The organism is Candidatus Saganbacteria bacterium, assembly GCA_016223245.1.
Classification (GTDB): domain Bacteria; phylum Margulisbacteria; class WOR-1; order XYC2-FULL-46-14; family XYC2-FULL-37-10; genus JACRPL01.
Map to the genome: position 1 here is coordinate 88668 of JACRPL010000008.1, position 17328 is coordinate 105995.

The window sequence follows — 17328 nt, forward strand, 5'->3', positions numbered from 1 at the left end:
ATGGCAAGTTTGAAAGATCTAGCCAATAGGAAAGAAGGATTATCCGGCGGCCACAGGGCTTGTATCGGATGCGGCGCAACAATTGTTGCAAGGCAGATAATGCTTGCGTCCCCCGATCCAGTTGTTGTAGTTTCAGCTACGGGGTGCCTTGAGGTAACTACAACAATTTTTCCATACAGCGCGTGGAATGTCCCATTTCTCCATAACGCGTTCGAAAATGCCGCCGCAACTCTATCGGGTGTTGAAGCCGCTTACAATGCTTTTATGAGAAAAGGCAAGATCGCCAAAAAGATAAATTTTATCGCTTTCGGCGGAGACGGTGGAACTTATGATATAGGTTTCCAGTCCCTATCGGGCGCAATGGAGAGAGGCCACAATCTTCTTTATGTTTGCTACAACAACGAAGCATACATGAACACAGGCGTCCAGAGATCAGGTGCGACTCCTCGCGGAGCAAATACAACCACAGAACCCGTAGGAAAAGTCAGGCAAGGAAAAGTTAAATTCCAGAAAGATCTGACTGCGATCATCGCGGCGCACAATATTCCTTTTGTCGGGCAGTCAATCGTAGGTAATTGGGCCGACCTGACCCGAAAAGCCGAAAAGGCTTTTGCGACTCCCGGCGCCAAATTTATAAACGTCCTTCAGCCTTGCAGATTAGGATGGGCATATAAACCCGAAGAAACGGCTGCATTGGGAAGATTGGCCGCCGACACTTGTGTTTGGCCGTTATATGAAGTCGAAAAGGGAATATTAAAAGTGACATTCAAACCAAGAGAAAAGAAATCGATCATGGACTATATAAAGAAGCAGGACCGTTTCCGACATTTAACAAGGCCTGAAAATGCAGGGCTTGTAGCCGAGATCCAAGCGGAAATAGACCGTCGATGGGAGCTTTTGATTTCAAAAGACGGTAAACAGCTCTATTAAAAGGAGGGAATTAGATGAACAAAAAACAATTGGCCGGAAAAGTCGCGAATCAAGTCGGTATCACTAAATCAAAAGCCGAACAGATCATTGATTCCGCTTTGAACTTTATAACTGAAGAATTAGTTGCGGGACGCAAAGTTAGATTGGTAGGATTTGGGAATTTTGTTGTAAGGACTAGGGCCGGACGCGTTGGCCGCAACCCGCAAACAGGAGCTAAGATCCAGATCACATCTTCTAAATCTCCAGCTTTTGTTCCGGGATTTAATTTAAAAAAGTCAGTAAAGCGCAAGTAATAGATAATGGCTAAACCAAGAAAGTCCGAAGATGTAAGGACAGCAGAAAAAACCGAAGAAGAAGTTTTAAAGCTTCTTGATGTGCTTCCCCATAGAGTTAAGGATTATGTAAAAAGTTTGCGCGAACTTCAAGACCTTGTTGAGATCGTACTCGATCTCGGCAAAGCGCCCGAAGCTAGATTTGTAAATCAAACAGTAAAATACACGCCGGGCGATCCCATAAGCCAAGAAGATATCGACTTTGTCACCGCAAATGTCGGCCAATTCACATCGGATAATCGCGCAGGGATCGAAAGGACGCTCCACAGGATCTCGGCTATCAGAAATAGGACCGGGCGAGTTGTCGGCATGACATGCAGAGTAGGCCGGTCAATTTATGGAACGATCGATATTATACGCGATATTATTGAATCAGGAAAAAATATTCTCTTTGTCGGGCCTCCAGGCATTGGAAAAACTACAAAGCTTCGCGAAGCAGCGCGGGTTTTAGCCGACCAATTTTCAAAGCGAGTGGTAGTTGTTGATACAAGCAATGAAATTGCAGGGGACTCCGATATCCCGCACCCTGCAATCGGCCGCGCGCGCAGGATGCAGGTGCCGTCACCCGACATGCAGCACAAAGTCATGATCGAAGCTGTTGAAAACCATATGCCCGAAGTTATTATTGTTGATGAAATAGGCACAGAAGCCGAAGCAGCCGCATCAAGAACAATAGCCGAGAGAGGCGTCCAATTAATTGCGACAGCCCACGGAAAAGCTTTGGAAAACTTATTATATAATCCAACTTTATCCGATCTTGTCGGCGGGATCCAAACTGTAATTCTAGGTGATGAAGAAGCGAAGCGAAGACACACGCAAAAAGCCATCCTTGAGCGAAAAGCTTCTCCTACATTCGATATTCTTATAGAGATCAGGGAGAGGGATACTTTCGCGGTCTACCATGATGTTGCAGCGGCGGTTGACGCAATGCTTAGGGGCAAGGTGCCAAAACCCGAGATAAGGCTTAGGAAGACCGACGGCGCGATTGAAATTGAAAAACCAGAAGTTGAGATCCCGATCCCAAATGAGCAAGAAGCCAAGAGGATATTATCCGAAAAAGAAAAAGGGCCCGTGCGTATCTTTCCTTTCGGGGTCAACCGCCAGGACCTGGAGCGGAGCTTGAGGGCGCTTGAACTCCCTGCTATCGCAGTAAAATCGCTTGACGACGCTGACATGATCTTGACGATCAAGCCCAAAGCGCGGCCTGGGACCAAAATAATGCAATCTGCGGAAGACCATAACCTTCCTGTTCATGTGCTGAAAAAGAATGTTTCATCGCAAATAAATAAATTCCTGAAATATCATTTCCAGGTTGGAAGCGGCGAAGAAGCGGATGAAGCGGCGCTTAGGGAAGCTAAAGAAGCCGTGCAGATGGTCAAAAGTTCAGGCAAAAGCATTGATATCAATCCGCAAAATTCCTATATCAGGAGGCTTCAGCACCAAATTGTTGATGGATCCGGCCTTCAATCGGAGTCGGTAGGGGAAGATCCCAGGCGCAGGCTAAGAATATATCCCGAAAAATAGGGGGGGGTAAATAATGGCAGATGAAAAAGTTGTTATCGATCCTTATAGGAGAACAGTTGCTTTAGTCCTAGCTGTTACGATCCTGGGCCTTGCTTTTCTCATAATACGTCCATTTATTATAGCAATACTTTCCGCTGCGGCGCTTTCATACATATTTTATCCGATGTACAAATTCTTGCTTTCAAGCCTTTTTCCTAAAATATTAAGGCAAAGGACTATATGCTCTATAATTACTTGTTTTGTGATAATTGTCCTGGTCTTGATACCGACAATAATATTGTCGACCGTTTTGGCATATGAAACGCGTGAAGGATACAAATATTTCCGCCACCTGCTTGAAACGCCCGGAGTTTCAATAAGCGCACTGCCTATCAATTTTGTCGACCTTATCGGCGGGAAGGACCAGCTCAATAATCTGATAGGTGATTTCGCCGGCCAAGTGTTCGAATGGGCCCAAAAGATATTAAAAGGCGTCCCGAACATTGTTTTAAGTATTTTTATCACGATATTTTCGACATATTATTTCTTGAAACACGGCAAGGATATTTATGAATTTTTTAAGGGAATTTTCCCTCTTCCCGAAAAGCGCTATAAGCAGATCATTTCCCGGTTCGACGACCTAAGCCGCGGAATGATAATGGGGCAGATATTCGTCGGATCGATCCAGGGGTTCTTGACCTGGGCGGTACTTTATTATTTGCATTTTCCAAATCCGGTCCTATGGGGATTTATCACCTCGCTGATCTGCATTATTCCGCTGCTTGGAGCCGCGATGGTTTGGCTTCCGATCGATATTTACCTGTTCATTAATGGATATCTTACAGGCAATTATACCGACGCAATAATTCTTCTTGTTTGCGGAACATTTGTCATAAGCCTTATTGATAATTTTTTGAAGCCGAAAATTGTCGGGGATCACGCAAAGATACATCCGCTTGTGATACTTTTTGGTATATTAGGCGGCATACAGCTTTTTGGAATACCGGGGATCCTGATAGGTCCGTTGATCTTGACCCTTTTTGATGTGGTAATTGAGATCTACAGGGAAACTTTATAGACCAGGTGTTTCTTACATTCTTTATCGTCCGTTTCCGGATGGTCCGATCTAAAGTGGGCGCCGCGCGATTCTTTTCTGTCTTTTGCGGCAGTACTCACTAAGAGTGCGATCTGGACAAGATTTTTAATTTCCACTTCATCTTTTACATGAACATCTTTCGCCATATGTTTTTCGATGTTTTGGAATCGTACCATTGCGGCATTTAATCCTTCTTCATTCCTTTCGATCCCAACTTCCTGCCACATATTGCTCTTGACTATCAGTTTAAATCTTTGTAGTTCAACGGGTTTTATCATTTCTTTTACCGTAATTTCGGGAAGAGCTGCAAGTTTTATAATTCCGCCTAAATGGGCTTTGGATGCTTCAGCCGCGCGATGGCCAAAAACCAACCCGTCCAACAGCGAATTGCTTGCGAGCCTGTTCGCGCCATGTACCCCAAGTGATGAACATTCCCCGGCGGCATACAGCCCATCGATATTTGTTTTGCCGTCTACATCGGTTTTGATCCCGCCCATGGCGTAATGCGCCGCGGGAGCGACCGGGATATTATCTTTTGTAATATCTAATCCTCGGTCGAGGCATGTTTTATATATTCCGGGGAACCTCTTTTTTATCTTATCGGCGCCGATTTGCGACAGTTGTAAAAATACATGGTCGCTTCCGGTTTTTTTCATCTCGTTAAAGATCGCTCTCGCAACAATATCTCGCGGCAGAAGTTCCGATATGAATCTTTCGCTTTTATTGTTTAAAAGCAATCCGCCTTCTCCGCGCACGGCTTCCGATATCAAAAACTGGGGGAGGGCTACAATATCTTCAAATTCTTTGAATTGCACAAGTGATGTCGGATGGAATTGGACAAATTCCATATCTTGGACTTCAGCCCCGGACCTATAAGCCATCAAAACCCCATCGCCAGTCGCTAGAATTGGGTTTGTAGTGTGAAGATATACCTGGCAGAATCCTCCGGTAGTGAGGATCACGGCGTTTGCGAAGAAATCTTCTATCTTGTTGGTTTTTAGATCGAGGGCTCTAGCCCCAATGCATTTTCCATTATTAATGATAATATCTATTCCCAAGACTTGAGTGAATACTTTTATCTTGCCGCCTTTCATAACTTGGGCGGCGAGAGTTTTTTCTATTTCAAGGCCTGTTTGGTCGCCTGCATGAAGAATTCGTCTTCGTTTGTGCGCGCCTTCAAGGGCCAAAGCATATCCTCCGGCTTCGGTTTCCGCGCGGTCGAACTCCGCGCCCAATTCTATTAATTCGCGTACACGCTCGACCCCTTCATTGACGAGTATCCTTACTGCTTTTTCGTCGCAAAGCCCGGCACCCGCGGCGATCGTATCTTGGAAGTGGAATTCGGTAGAATCGGATATCTTATCTATTGCAGCGGCTATCCCGCCTTGCGCCTTTTCGGTTGCGGTTTCACCAATTTTGCCTTTGGTTAGGACGGTAACGTTTGCGAATTTACTCGCTGTCAAAGCCGCTCGGAGGCCAGCAATCCCTCCGCCAATGATCAAAACATCCGAAACATTTGTCATTTGTAATTTGAAATTTGTCATTGTTGTGATTATACGCTCGTTGACATCTGTCCGCAAGAATGGTTAAATATTCAAGTATGCCAATTCAGATCGTGCAATTCTTAAACTTCAACCCAATATTCAAAGGTCTAGGGCTGATCATTCTTGGGCTTATCGCGCTGCTGTTCGCTTATTTTATGGATAGGAAATGGAAAGAGCCAAAGAGCTTTGGGTTTGTCTTATTTATAGCAATAGCGATCTTTATATTGTTGTTCGGGCTATATATCCTGCTATTCCATCCTAATTGGTGGGCGCTGCCTTATTCCGCGTAGCAGAGCCTCTTAGGCTCTGTTCTATTTTGCACCCCTAAGAGGGGTGCCTACGCTAAGCGTATTTTTTGACCTCTTGCTCGAACGCGGCTTCGGGTTTAAATCCGATTATCCGATTTACTTCTTTTCCGTCCTTAAATACGATTATGCAGGGGATTCCGCTAACTCCATATTCGCTCGCTTTTTCGGAGTTTTCGTCGGTGTTGACCTTGAGAAATTTGATAGCCGGGTATTTTTGCGACATTTTATCGAATATCGGGGCCATCATTTTGCAAGGTCCGCACCAGGGAGCCCAAAAATCCACAAGAACAACGCCTGCTTGCCCTTCAACTTCAACCTTAAAATCCTTATCACTTATTTCTTTTGCCATTGTTATTACCTCCTGCGGAATTACTGATATTATATCACTATTTATTCGGGTCGATTAAAGAATTTTTTCCATTCGGATGATATTGTTTGTATCCTATTAATATGCAAAGGATTGAAATTCTTGGAGCTAGGATAGACTTGCAGTCCGCCCGCCACTTCGCAAGCGAGCTTAAGGCTGTATTTCAGTTTCTGGTATTGTCCCGAAAAGACCGATTCATCCTTTGGATAAAGCCCCATTGGCAGCGCTAGGCTTACGATTTCTTGGCTGGCTAATTTGCTTAGGGCATCACATGATCTTGCAAGGGAGTATCGGGCTTCTTTGGAGCTTATATTTTTCAACCTATCGTGTGAATACGTATGAGATGCAGCTTCCATGCCCATGGAAACCAATTGCTTGATTTTTTTTGTCGCAAATTCTTTTTGGCCGAAAATATTCCTGTCGGGATTGTTCGTTTCGATCAATATAAAAAACGTCGCACGCATCGGCCATTCCGTCTTGTGCTTATCATGGAATGCTTTTATAATTCCTACCGCGCAGTTGGGATCGATCTTCCCATTTTTCAAATACCTGAATTGGCTCGATGACGAATCGTCAAAGGTCAAAATGACGGGCGTTTTTCCTTTCGGGATAATTAATGGGGACAATAGATCTTTTAAATTGATCGGGTAATAATTGTTCTTATAGAGCCATTCAAGGTCTTTCCTGAAATTTTCCGCGGTCCTGGCCCACCTGGCTTCGTATGTCCCAATTAGATGATATTCGAGTACGGGAAATTTTTTTTCACGCGGCCCCTTTAAATCCCCCATGGCAATTGCGGCGGACGATATTGATAAGAGTAAAATTACCGTTAATATGCGTTTCATTTAGATAATCTTTCAAAATTTTGTTATGATATTATATCATGAGTGCGCCAAGAAAAGCTTGGCGTATACAGTCGATTGAAATCCGACCTATCCAAAGCCTAACCAGCAGAATAGAACGGAACTCCAAGTGCTCCGATGCGAATCGGGGTGCGGAGCAGGAGTGAAGGGCTACCAGGCCATAACGCAAGTGAAGGTATATGACGGGAACTTGGGAGGTCTGGAATGCAGCCCCAGGTCGAGGGGAAGTTTTTAGCCCCCTGATATAATTGGACTTTCCGAATGAGAGACTTTTCCGGCATAGCTAGATGCCAAGTCAGACTCGGAAAATGCAACACAGCTCAAATATGAAGGGGGTTTTTAATAATGGTACACAAGAAATGGTCCACTGATGAAAAAATGGCGATAGGTCGCCGCAGGGCGAAGTTGATCGTTTGTTGAAGCTAGTCGGTCAACAGGCATATGCCATTGAATGTCAAAAAAAAATTGCGCAGGGACTGCCACTGTAGAGGAAAAGCGAAAAAAAGAAGTGATCGGCAGATATTTCAGCATGAGGGCAAGAGCTGCGGAAGAATTCTGCCTGGCGGCAGAGAAAAGAACTTGGCTTAAAATCGAATATTGCGGAGTGCAGGCGCCCAATGACAAGCCATATATTGAAAGCTGGTTTTCTTGCTACAAGAAAGAAGAAGTTTATCGGAATGATTATCTGAATTTCTGGGAAGGTCGTAAGGAGATTTTGTCTTTATAAGATCATCAAATATTTGCTCAATATCTGCAATTTCTCCATGTCTTAACATGCTCGGGTCTTTGGTCCACTCCACAAAAGAAGTAATATCCTGCCTAAGCATTTCAAGCAGTTGCGGCAGGTCTTCCTTTGGCATCAAGTAGGTTGTTGTCCACAATTTTTGGTATGCCATCGTCAGGCGATAAAGCTTTTTTTCAGGCAGTATCGCGGATATGTCAACTGGTATTGCGCTGTTTTCGGGAAGGGCTGAAGGTGATCGCGCGGAATAACGGGGCCCATTTTAGGACGGTCAAAATCAACAAACCATCTTTGCGGAGTCCGTCTTGAAAAGAAAGAAACGGATCCCGTTTTATTTATTGGCATTTTATCCCTTCAAAGGAGGATGTTTTTCATTGTTAACCGCCAGTTTTAATGCCGCAGCAAGCCTTGCGTCCTTTTCGCCAATATGACATAGTATTTGAGCCAGCTTATAATACTGCAGCTTCCCTAATCCTTTCGCAACTATGCCAATATCTGGTGATTTATGCAATATATCTTTAAGCGCATTAGTTAATTTATTTTTACTCTTCGATCCAATGAAATTAGGCAGCATAGAGCCAAAAAGCGCAGAAAAAAATATTGCCGCAGATATTAAAAAATGAAATCCACCATAACCAGTGCTAATCAATACAGCAACTAAGGCATCGATAAAGGAACCCTTAATAAGTAGAGCCTGAAGAAGAAAATTCGTGTAGCGTAACATCACGGCACCTATCCACATACCAGTGGCAAAAAGGCTAATACCTGAAAGCACCAATGTTACGTTTTGAATTATCTCTATAATAGGATTGAAATTAATTGCCATGGTATTTTTATCTATCTTGTCTATCTTAGCAAAATAAAGTTCAAACAGTTCATCATACGTTCTTGCTTTGGAAAAGCGAGTGCCAGAAACCAGTTTTCTATCAATAGGAGCGGATTCGGTTGGGAGTGTGTCTGGCATTCTCTCGCTTTTTTGCAGCGCTGCAGACACCGACACCGCTATTGGCTTTACCCATATTGCCAATTGTTATTATTTCGCCTTTTGGCAGATATATGTTTGTCCCGTTAAGGCGTAATACCCCCGCAATTTCACCTGTCGTGGATAAAAGGTCTTTTTTAACATGGACTTTTACCTTGTTCCCCGATGGAAGGTCAAAGCTGCATTTCTTATAATCACTTCTGAATATAGTTGAGATTGACATGTTATCTTTCTTAAAGAGACTCCTGAAAAATCAACCCATTTTCCCATGGATTATCTTTTTCTTTTTGGCCCGCATATATATCGACAGCCCCGCCTAGGATTTCACTATGGAACAAACTATTTTTTATGCCCGCAATCCTTTGATGCGCAAGGAATACAGAGAATAATGAAAGCCCTGCCGGCCGCAACCCCATTGATCCCAAAATCCTTTTCATGGCATGTCTTCTGGAATTCAACCCTGTCTTTTTTTAGAACCAAGCGAATGGGAGAAGAAAAGTTCAAGGAAGCATTTAACCAAGTGGTAAAACAATTAAAAGAGGCGGGCTTGATCTCTGGGCAGCTCCAATCCCAAGATGCCAGCTGGGGAGCTAAATCTGACAAGAAATTCTTCGCCGGATACAAAGTTGAGTCTAATCTTGATCACAAGTTCGGCATCATAACCGCTATTGAAGCAGACAAGGCCGGACACCCCGAAGAAAAATCAACTCTCTTGTTCCTGCCAAGAACAAAGAAGGCGGACTTGTTTTGGATAACTTTTACTTCGAGTGCGGACATGTTTCAAAATATTATTATTAGAAATATTATAGGAAATATTATTAATTCTTCTTCGCTACGTAGAATCTATCTTTGTTTAGGATCTTTATATTTCTACGTTTGACTTCGGCTCGGCAAATTATGCAAAAGACGCTTCCCTCGGCGACTTTTCTGCCGCATCCGCACGCAGGCTTGTTCAGACGCTGCTTAAGTTTGACAACTGCCATAGTTTTTAGCTCCTGGCCACATTATACTACATATTATGGGTAACTGCACTTAAATTTCAGCCATTTGCCGCAGCTTGTGCGCCTGGCGCTCCATACTTCAACAGCATTTCAACGGTTGCCTTGTCTTCAGCTTTGAAGTTTTTTATTATAGCAGGAATTGTCCAGATCAATCCAAAAGGCAGTCCCCACCATCCAAATATAAATGTGATCAAAGAGAAAACATAACCCATCGCATAACCCTTTGGAAAAAAATAATATGCCGATTGGTCCCGTATTGAGAATATAATAAAACTTAAAACCCACGTATACCGCACTACCTCGGTCTCTTTTGTGATTTCGCGCCCCGCATACTTGGTTTTCCCGCCGCTTAAAAGCGCGTTTTTGTTTTTACCGATAATTTCCAAGAACCCTTCCGCGTCCCACAATTGGGTCATCAGATAAAAGCTTAATGCAAGATAAATGCTTCCTAGCGCCACAAGCTGCGGAGCCGCATTTTCCAAAGCCCAGCCTTCCGTGAAGCCGGTAAACAGCCCGATCGCCAAAAGGAACAATCCAACGCCCGTCGCTATTTTTAACATATCACGCTTTCCTTGATTTTAAGAATTTGGACAAATTCGCGGGCCTAAATGCCCCTGCCCCGATCCAAAAAGTGAATGACGGCGAAAGAACGTTGCCCGTCCGCAGGTCGCAGGCAAACCCATAAACCCCGATCATCGGGGATACATCCCTGTATTTCATTCCTTTTATCAACTGCTTATATTTAATAAAATTCTCATGATCTTCAAATAGAAAATATCGGAGGCAGAATATGCCCGATAGCGCGGAAACGACATTCGAGTAATAAAGCGCCCAATCTTTGATGCTTTTAAAGTAATTTTCATCCTGTATATTATTCCAAATGCTTTTTGTAAGCATTATGTCGGCCTGATGCATCTCCTTAAGAGATTTTTCATCAAAATCATCCGCGAAAGTAAAAATACCGGCGACCGGCATCCCAGAGAACGTCCCTCCCGCAAGAATATCAACATTTGTATAAAACTGGTCCAGAGCATTCCGGACTTCTTTAGATTTAAAGAAATAAACGAGGCGCCTCAACGGCGGTAATTTTGCGGCTGTTTGTTCATCTGTCGAATCTAATACTAGCCCATTGTCCTCAAGATATGTTTTCAAAGCGCTTATGAAACCCGCATCAGCCATGGCAGTATAATTGCACAAAATTATCAAGCTTGTCAAGCGCTATGCCATATGCTTTGTCCTTTTCTAAAAAGAAGCGTCGAGGGGAACAATTTGTTAAGTCTCTTCTACTATTATATAATTACATCTAATCCCAATGATCTACTTAATCTACGGCGAAGAGCAATATCTGGTCCGGGATTTTATTTCCCGCGTAATAGAAAAAAATAAGGGCGCGGCTATCGAAAAGCTCGATTCGCCTTCACTCAATTCTTTGGTTGAAATCATATCTATACCATCCCTTTTTTCTCCTGATAGAATAATTATTGCCGAAGATCTAGCTCTCAATGAAGACAGTGAAAAATTCGCATCCGCATTGCAAACAATGCCGCCAAACCTTACTTTGATCATAAAAAAAGCCGACGGCTTCGATAAAAGGACAAAATTCTATAAAACGATCGAACCTATCTGCGAGATACATGAATTCAAATCCATCCCCGAATGGGAAGAGGGAAAATTGTCCGAATTCGTGATCGGAGCTTTCGCGAAGCTTAATAAAAAAATAACCCGCGATAACGCGGATATACTTGTCGAAAACGTTGGCCGCAATATGGCCCTCCTGAACGCTGAAATAGAAAAGATATCAACTTACGCAGGAGATAAAAATACCATAGAAATATCCGACATCGAAGATGTAGTGACCAGGTCGGGATGGGATTCTTTCGCGTTCGTAAACCTGGTTGTCGGCCGGGATTATAAGAATGCCCTGAAAACAATCGAGAGGCTTTTGTCCGAGAATGAAGAGCCGTCAAACCTGCTTGCCTTGGCTTCTTCCCAATACAGGGATATGTTCAAAGTGAAATTATTAGCAAGCAATGGAGCAAGCGTGAACGAAATAATGGGCAGGATGAAAAAAACATCATATTATTACATAAATAAGCTTTTTATGGCCGTAAAACATTTTAGGCTTGAAGAACTTGAGCACGGGCTTGAACGGTTTTATGAGGCCGACCTGAAGATCAAGAGCGGTTATAGCCCGCGAGTTGTTTTTCCTCTTTTATTATCGGAACTGATGCCAAATGTCTAATAGAAGAATTAGGATGCTTTCAAGGGCCATCTTAGTTGTTTTTTTGCTGATCGTCTTAAGGCTAATCGACCTGCAGGTAATCCATCACTCATTTTATAAAGGAAAAGCTGAAGGGCAGAGGAGAAGGATCATCCCCATAGCCGCTCCCCGCGGTGATATTTACGACAGGTTGGGGAGGCTCCTTGCGACATCCATCAATACCTTGTCGATCCATGTCAATCCGAAAGAGTTTTCTGATTACGAGGCTCTTTCAAAATTATTAGGCGAACCGATTGAACATTTTTCAAACAAGCGGGCCTTTGCATGGGTCAAGCGCAAAGTGAACATCGACCTTGCCCAAAAGATTAAAGAAGCCGGCATTAAGGGCGTGTATTTCCTGCCCGAAAAAAAGAGGGTTTATCCGAAAGGCCGGCTGGCATCTCAAGTATTGGGCTTTGTCGGCCTTGATAACGAGGGTTTATCGGGGATCGAGCTTGGAATGGACGAATACCTCAAAGGCGAAGAATTGAGCATCGTGACCGAAAGCGATCCCGCTGGATACGAGCTCCTGTCGCGCCGCGAAAGCAATAAAAAAAGATCACAGTCGGGAATGGATGTTTTTTTAACGATCGACGAGACTGTCCAGTATATCGCCGAGCGAGAGCTTGAAAAAATAATCAAGGAATATAACGGCTTGTCGGGCATGGTCATCGTAATGGATGTTAAAAGCGGGGAGATACTTGCGATCGCCGGAAAACCGGACTTTAACCCGAACGAATATTATAAGTTCGACCCTAAGACCTGGAGGCCGAAAGCCATTGATGTATATGAACCCGGATCGACTTTTAAGACTATTACTATGGCATGCGGGCTGGATGAAAAAGTTATCAACTTGAATACAAAGCTAAAAGCTTTGGACTCGCTTGAGATCGGCGGCAAAGTGATCAAGAATTCCCATAAGATCGATTTTGGAGGGTCTACGATCACGGTCAGAAGAATGCTCGAACAGTCCGTAAATACTGCTGTCGCGCAAATAGCTATAATGCTTGGGAAAGACAGGTTTTATAATAAAATAAGGCAATTCGGTTTCGGGGACGCGATCAATGTGGGGCTTGCAGGCGAGTCCCGAGGGATCGTAAATAAACCCGAAAATTGGTATAAGCCTGATATAGCGATGATTTCGTTCGGCCAGAGCATTGCGGTAACCCCGCTGCAGCTTTGCGCGGCGTATCTAAGCCTGGGAAACGGGGGCATGCTCGTCAGGCCGCAGCTAATCAAGAAGATCGAAAGCGAAGACCAAAGCTTCATAAAAACTTCCCGGCTGGAAGAAATAAAAAGGACAATCTCAAAGGCGGCGGCGCTTGATACCCTCGACGTGCTGGAAAGCGTCGTAATGAATGGTTCCGGCAGAAAAGCGAAAATGGAAAATTACAGGGTAGGCGGAAAAACTGGCACAGCGCAAAAAGCCCTGTCCGGCGGGTGGGGTTATATGGCAGGGCATTATATTGCGTCTTTTATCGGGATGGCGCCAATATCCAATCCGCGAATTGTTTCCCTCGTCCTTGTTGACGACCCAAAAGGGGTCATTTGGGGTGAAACCGTTGCAGGGCCTGCGTTCAAAAGAGTTGTGGAAGAAACCCTGCGGTATTTAAACGTCAGGCCAGATAAATTCGGATCAAGCGAAGTAAAATCGTGATATAATTGCAATAATCATCATGCAAAAAAAGCGTGTATTATCAGGCATACAGCCAAGCGGAAAACTCCATTTGGGGAACCTTATCGGAGCGTTGGAAAACTGGGTAAAGCTCCAGGATCAATACGACTGCTATTTCTTTATAGCAGATTTACACGCACTGACAACAGCTTACGATAATATCAAAATGCTCCCGGAATATATAAAAGATGTCGCGGCAGACTTAATTGCCGTCGGTCTTGATCCCGAAAAATGTGTAATTTTCAAACAGTCCGATGTTCCCGAGCATTCCGAGCTCCATCTTTTATTTTCAATGATAACTCCGATCTCATGGCTTGAAAGGGTGCCAACTTATAAAAGCAAAATCGAGGAACTAAAAGGGAAAGATCTCGGGACTTATGGTTTCTTAGGATATCCAGTTCTTCAAGCGGCGGATATATTGATCTATAAAGCCGATTTTGTCCCGGTTGGCGAGGACCAGTTGCCGCATATCGAATTAACCCGAGAAATTGCCAGGCGATTTAATTTTTTCTATGGGAATGTTTTCCAAGAGCCCAAAGACCTGCTTGCTCAATTCCCGACCCTTCCCGGACTTGACGGCAGGAAGATGAGCAAGAGCTACGGCAATACGATCGCGATATCCGATCCGCCGGACGTTATAAAAAAGAAAGTTAACGCGATCGTAACCGATCCCGCGAGGATAAAAAGGGAAGACCTCGGCCATCCCGATGTTTGCGCCGTATTTTCATATCATAATATTTTCAATAAAGATAAAGTCAGCGTGATCGAGAGGGAATGCAAAGAAGCCGCTAGGGGATGCGTCGCGTGTAAAAATGAATTTTTGGTACATCTGCTTGAATACTTGAAGCCGATCCAGGACAGGCGCAGAATGATATTGCGCGATCATGAAAAATTAGACAAGATATTAAAAGACGGCTCGATAAAAGCGCGGAAGATCGCAGGAGAAACCCTCCTTGCCGCGAAAAAAGCAATAGGGCTTATGATATGAATGTCTCGCAGTTCCAAATAACGCAGGAAATATATTCAGGCCCTTTCGACATGCTTCTTGCATCGATCAAAGACAGCAAGATCGACGTGTTTGAAATATCGCTTTCGGCAATAACAAGCTCGTATTTTGAGCATTTAAGGGGCATAAACATCATTAATTTGAATTTCGCATCGGAGTTCCTGATTATGGCTTCGATCCTCCTTGAAATGAAGTCCAAAAAACTTCTTCCAAGGCCTGAAGAGGCAGGACTCCAGCTTGAAGAAGATGAGATCGAGTCCGATCTTGTTTACCATCTTGAGGAATACAAGATATTCAAAAGCCTCGCCGCTACCTTAAAGCTGAAAAAAGATACGTTCAGGAAAGTGTATTCTCGATACCATAGGGAAGTGCTTGGCCCTGACAAAAAAGATTTCTATCTTAAGGACGTAAACCTGCAAGACCTCATATTAGCGTTCAAAAGGGTTTACGATTCGATATCTGAAACGGAGGAAACCCAAAAGATACAAGATGACGATATTACGCTTCCAATGCGGATCGAGGAAGTCTTAAAAATGCTCAAAGACCAAACAGACGGGATACATTTCGAGGGGCTGTTTATCAGGAAGACGAGGATCGAGGTTGTCGTAACTTTTTTGGCAGTGCTCGAACTCGCAAAGCGCGGAAGTATAAAAATTTCCCAGGGAGGGCATTTTGGCGGCATTAGAATATTCGGAGCTTAAAAAAATATTGGAAGCGCTCCTTTTTGTGACAAAAAAGCCGCTATCCGCGCAGGAGATCTCAAAAATAACCGAAGAGCCGGAGGGCGCGATAATCAATGCTTTGGGGGACATGGCGAAGGAATTTGAGCCGCGCGGGCTTAAAATTATTACTGTCGCGCACGGGTACATATTGGGGACCGATTCCATAGCATCCGAATATGTCGACCGGATGGTAAACTCCAAAGTCGAGGCAACCCTTTCACCGCAGTCCCTTGAAACCTTGGCGATCATTGCTTACAAGCAGCCTGTCACGAAACCGGAGATCGAGACCATCCGAGGATTATATTCCGACGGCGTGCTGGATACCCTGCTTTCAAAAAAACTTATCGAAGAAAATGGCAGGAGCCATGCCCTTGGCCGCCCGATCCTTTACGGCACGACGATCGAATTTTTACGGCATTTCGGCTTGAAAGACCTCTCTGACCTTCCGAAGCTGCCGGAATTCTTAACCGAACAAGAAAACTTGTTTCAAACAGTCCTCAAATGAGCAAAGCGCAATTATGCGAAGTGTTCTCATCGATCCAGGGCGAAGGCATTTATCTTGGAGAACGGCAGGTCTTCATTAGATTTTCTGGATGCAATATTTTATGCGAGTATTGCGATACGGTTCTTTCTCTTGAGCTAACCCCTGAATATAAATTCGAACAAACCCCGGGAAAGCGCGATTTTAAATTGATGCCAAACCCAGTATCGGCCGCCGACCTTATCCTGGCCGTTTTGAGCCTTGCAAAACAAAGATCGGCGATACACTCTGTGTGCATAACCGGCGGCGAACCTCTCCTGCAAGTCGATTTCCTCAAGGAATTCCTACCCGAATTGAAAAAGCTCGGCATCAAGATATTCCTTGAAACAAACGGGACATTGCCGAAACATTTGGAAGAAGTGATAGATATTATCGATATTGTTTCAATGGATATGAAAGTCCCGTCCGCAACGGGGGGTGACTTTTATTTGAAAGAACATAAGGAATTCCTGGAGACCGCTTACACAAAAGAAGTTTACGTAAAAACTGTCGTTTCCGAAAAAACAACAGTTAAGGAGATCGAAGAGATTTCAAAATTAATATCTAGCGTCGATCCCGCAATACCGCTTGTCATCCAGCCGGTCTCGCAATCAAGGGAAAAAAAACACACCGCGAACATGCAGCTCCTTTTTGCCCTCCAGATAGTCGCGAAAAAGGACCTTATAAACGTGAGGGTCATACCGCAGATACATAAGATATTAGGCGCGCTTTAATCTAGAGATCACGGCCTTAAGCCAGCAAATATCTTTTTCCCGTTCCTTGTCGAACGATATTTTCTGCATTGACCGCAGGAGTTCAAGCTTGTAGCTTGCGGTCTCATACGCCAAGGTTTCAAGTTTTGCTTCAACAAACCGGACGCCCTTTCTGCTTATTTTCAATCCCAGGCCGCGTGCGTCCTTCGTTGCCTTTGCGATTTTTATGCTTAATTCCTCGAATTCATTTTTCGTGCCGCATAGCACCCTTTTGAGGTGGAGCTGCTTTAATTCAATGACCCGGTTGAGCCATTCGATGAGCTCCGGGCTTGCGCCGTTTTTCAGCTCATCAACTATTCCGGTGTTCAAGGCGTGCTCGAGCCTGTCTATATGGTCATCGACAGCCGCCTCGACGGATATTTCAACCCTTTCTTCCGGCAAATTGAGCTTAGGCGCGTGTTTGATGAGGCTTCTCTGCAGTTTTATCCTTGTGTCGAAATCGTCTTGTTCGACTTTCTCTTTTTCGCCCGTCTGTACCTCGTCGATTATTTTTGTCTGGGAAAACAGCTTTTTTACATGTTCAGCGAAGTTTTTGCTCGTATCGATCTCGCCTGTGCGTTTTTTAATGACATCCCTGTCGGCGGCTGAAAGGATAGCGCCGCCCGAACCTGCTATCGCTTGCTTAGTTGCATTAATGATTATTGGCTGCACAAGTTCTGCCATTGCATATATATAATCGGATCTCCATGAGGGAAACTTGCGCT

Annotated in this window: 21 protein-coding genes; 13 read left to right on the forward strand and 8 right to left on the reverse strand. The window is 44.2% G+C overall.

The features are described 5' to 3' along the window. Genes HZC34_03805 through HZC34_03820 form a run of 4 tightly spaced genes read left to right on the forward strand, consistent with a single transcriptional unit; the run spans window position 1 to window position 3843 of the window. Window positions 1-930 carry a pyruvate ferredoxin oxidoreductase gene (locus tag HZC34_03805; protein ID MBI5700959.1) on the forward strand — a complete coding sequence of 310 codons (930 nt, stop codon included), beginning with the start codon at window positions 1-3 and terminating at the stop codon, window positions 928-930. Between the two features lie 14 nt (window positions 931-944). Next, window positions 945-1223, forward strand: coding sequence for an HU family DNA-binding protein (locus HZC34_03810; protein MBI5700960.1), 279 nt, complete (start codon window positions 945-947; stop codon window positions 1221-1223). A gap of 6 nt (window positions 1224-1229) precedes the next feature. Further along, complete coding sequence (locus HZC34_03815) at window positions 1230-2786, forward strand: AAA family ATPase (GenBank protein MBI5700961.1); 1557 nt, start codon at window positions 1230-1232, stop codon at window positions 2784-2786. Between the two features lie 13 nt (window positions 2787-2799). After that, window positions 2800-3843 carry an AI-2E family transporter gene (locus HZC34_03820; GenBank protein MBI5700962.1) on the forward strand — a complete coding sequence of 348 codons (1044 nt, stop codon included), beginning with the start codon at window positions 2800-2802 and terminating at the stop codon, window positions 3841-3843. On the opposite strand, the gene nadB is transcribed toward HZC34_03820, so the two are convergent. Next, window positions 3825-5405, reverse strand: coding sequence for an L-aspartate oxidase (nadB, locus tag HZC34_03825; protein MBI5700963.1), 1581 nt, complete (start codon window positions 5403-5405; stop codon window positions 3825-3827). The two genes, HZC34_03820 and nadB, sit on opposite strands and share 19 nt — an antisense overlap. Before the next feature lie 56 nt (window positions 5406-5461). Here nadB and HZC34_03830 point away from each other — a divergent pair, with 56 nt between their 5' ends. Then, window positions 5462-5695, forward strand: coding sequence for a hypothetical protein (locus HZC34_03830; protein MBI5700964.1), 234 nt, complete (start codon window positions 5462-5464; stop codon window positions 5693-5695). Window positions 5696-5747: 52 nt separating this feature from the next. On the opposite strand, the gene trxA is transcribed toward HZC34_03830, so the two are convergent. Next, window positions 5748-6062, reverse strand: coding sequence for a thioredoxin (trxA, locus tag HZC34_03835; GenBank protein ID MBI5700965.1), 315 nt, complete (start codon window positions 6060-6062; stop codon window positions 5748-5750). A 41-nt stretch (window positions 6063-6103) separates the two neighbouring features. Next, window positions 6104-6925, reverse strand: a complete 822-nt coding sequence (locus HZC34_03840) for a polysaccharide deacetylase family protein (protein MBI5700966.1) — start codon at window positions 6923-6925, stop codon at window positions 6104-6106. A 469-nt stretch (window positions 6926-7394) separates the two neighbouring features. On the opposite strand from HZC34_03840, the gene HZC34_03845 reads away from it, so the two are divergent. Continuing rightward, window positions 7395-7670, forward strand: a complete 276-nt coding sequence (locus HZC34_03845; GenBank protein MBI5700967.1) for a hypothetical protein — start codon at window positions 7395-7397, stop codon at window positions 7668-7670. 361 nt (window positions 7671-8031) lie between these two features. On the opposite strand, the gene HZC34_03850 is transcribed toward HZC34_03845, so the two are convergent. Both HZC34_03850 and HZC34_03855 read right to left on the reverse strand, forming a co-directional pair. Continuing rightward, on the reverse strand, window positions 8032-8712 hold the full coding sequence (locus tag HZC34_03850; protein ID MBI5700968.1) for a hypothetical protein: 681 nt from the start codon (window positions 8710-8712) through the stop codon (window positions 8032-8034). Window positions 8713-8900: 188 nt separating this feature from the next. Then, the gene (locus HZC34_03855; protein MBI5700969.1) at window positions 8901-9104 is read right to left on the reverse strand and encodes a hypothetical protein; all 204 of its coding nucleotides are present in this window, start codon (window positions 9102-9104) and stop codon (window positions 8901-8903) included. Window positions 9105-9151: 47 nt separating this feature from the next. Here HZC34_03855 and HZC34_03860 point away from each other — a divergent pair, with 47 nt between their 5' ends. Then, window positions 9152-9547, forward strand: coding sequence for a hypothetical protein (locus HZC34_03860; protein ID MBI5700970.1), 396 nt, complete (start codon window positions 9152-9154; stop codon window positions 9545-9547). Window positions 9548-9706: 159 nt separating this feature from the next. On the opposite strand, the gene HZC34_03865 is transcribed toward HZC34_03860, so the two are convergent. Continuing rightward, window positions 9707-10228: a hypothetical protein gene (locus HZC34_03865; GenBank protein MBI5700971.1), complete on the reverse strand. Its 522-nt coding sequence runs from the start codon at window positions 10226-10228 to the stop codon at window positions 9707-9709. 1 nt (window position 10229) lies between these two features. Continuing rightward, window positions 10230-10847, reverse strand: coding sequence for a hypothetical protein (locus HZC34_03870; protein MBI5700972.1), 618 nt, complete (start codon window positions 10845-10847; stop codon window positions 10230-10232). A 133-nt stretch (window positions 10848-10980) separates the two neighbouring features. On the opposite strand from HZC34_03870, the gene holA reads away from it, so the two are divergent. From holA to HZC34_03900, 6 genes are read left to right on the forward strand one after another with little or no spacing between them, the layout of a single operon-like run. Continuing rightward, a complete protein-coding gene (gene holA, locus HZC34_03875; protein ID MBI5700973.1) occupies window positions 10981-11910 on the forward strand; it encodes a DNA polymerase III subunit delta in 930 nt (309 codons plus the stop codon). Further along, complete coding sequence (locus tag HZC34_03880) at window positions 11903-13585, forward strand: penicillin-binding protein 2 (protein ID MBI5700974.1); 1683 nt, start codon at window positions 11903-11905, stop codon at window positions 13583-13585. Before holA ends, HZC34_03880 begins: the two co-directional genes overlap by 8 nt. 19 nt (window positions 13586-13604) lie before the next feature. Then, window positions 13605-14591, forward strand: a complete 987-nt coding sequence (gene trpS, locus HZC34_03885; protein ID MBI5700975.1) for a tryptophan--tRNA ligase — start codon at window positions 13605-13607, stop codon at window positions 14589-14591. Beyond that, the gene (locus tag HZC34_03890; protein MBI5700976.1) at window positions 14588-15310 is read left to right on the forward strand and encodes a segregation/condensation protein A; all 723 of its coding nucleotides are present in this window, start codon (window positions 14588-14590) and stop codon (window positions 15308-15310) included. Before trpS ends, HZC34_03890 begins: the two co-directional genes overlap by 4 nt. Then, window positions 15282-15836, forward strand: coding sequence for an SMC-Scp complex subunit ScpB (gene scpB, locus HZC34_03895; GenBank protein MBI5700977.1), 555 nt, complete (start codon window positions 15282-15284; stop codon window positions 15834-15836). The genes HZC34_03890 and scpB overlap by 29 nt, the downstream gene beginning before the upstream one ends. Beyond that, on the forward strand, window positions 15833-16585 hold the full coding sequence (locus tag HZC34_03900) for a 7-carboxy-7-deazaguanine synthase QueE (protein MBI5700978.1): 753 nt from the start codon (window positions 15833-15835) through the stop codon (window positions 16583-16585). The genes scpB and HZC34_03900 overlap by 4 nt, the downstream gene beginning before the upstream one ends. On the opposite strand, the gene HZC34_03905 is transcribed toward HZC34_03900, so the two are convergent. Continuing rightward, window positions 16571-17287 carry a hypothetical protein gene (locus tag HZC34_03905; GenBank protein MBI5700979.1) on the reverse strand — a complete coding sequence of 239 codons (717 nt, stop codon included), beginning with the start codon at window positions 17285-17287 and terminating at the stop codon, window positions 16571-16573. The genes HZC34_03900 and HZC34_03905 overlap by 15 nt on opposite strands. Between the last annotated feature and the right edge of the window lie 41 nt (window positions 17288-17328).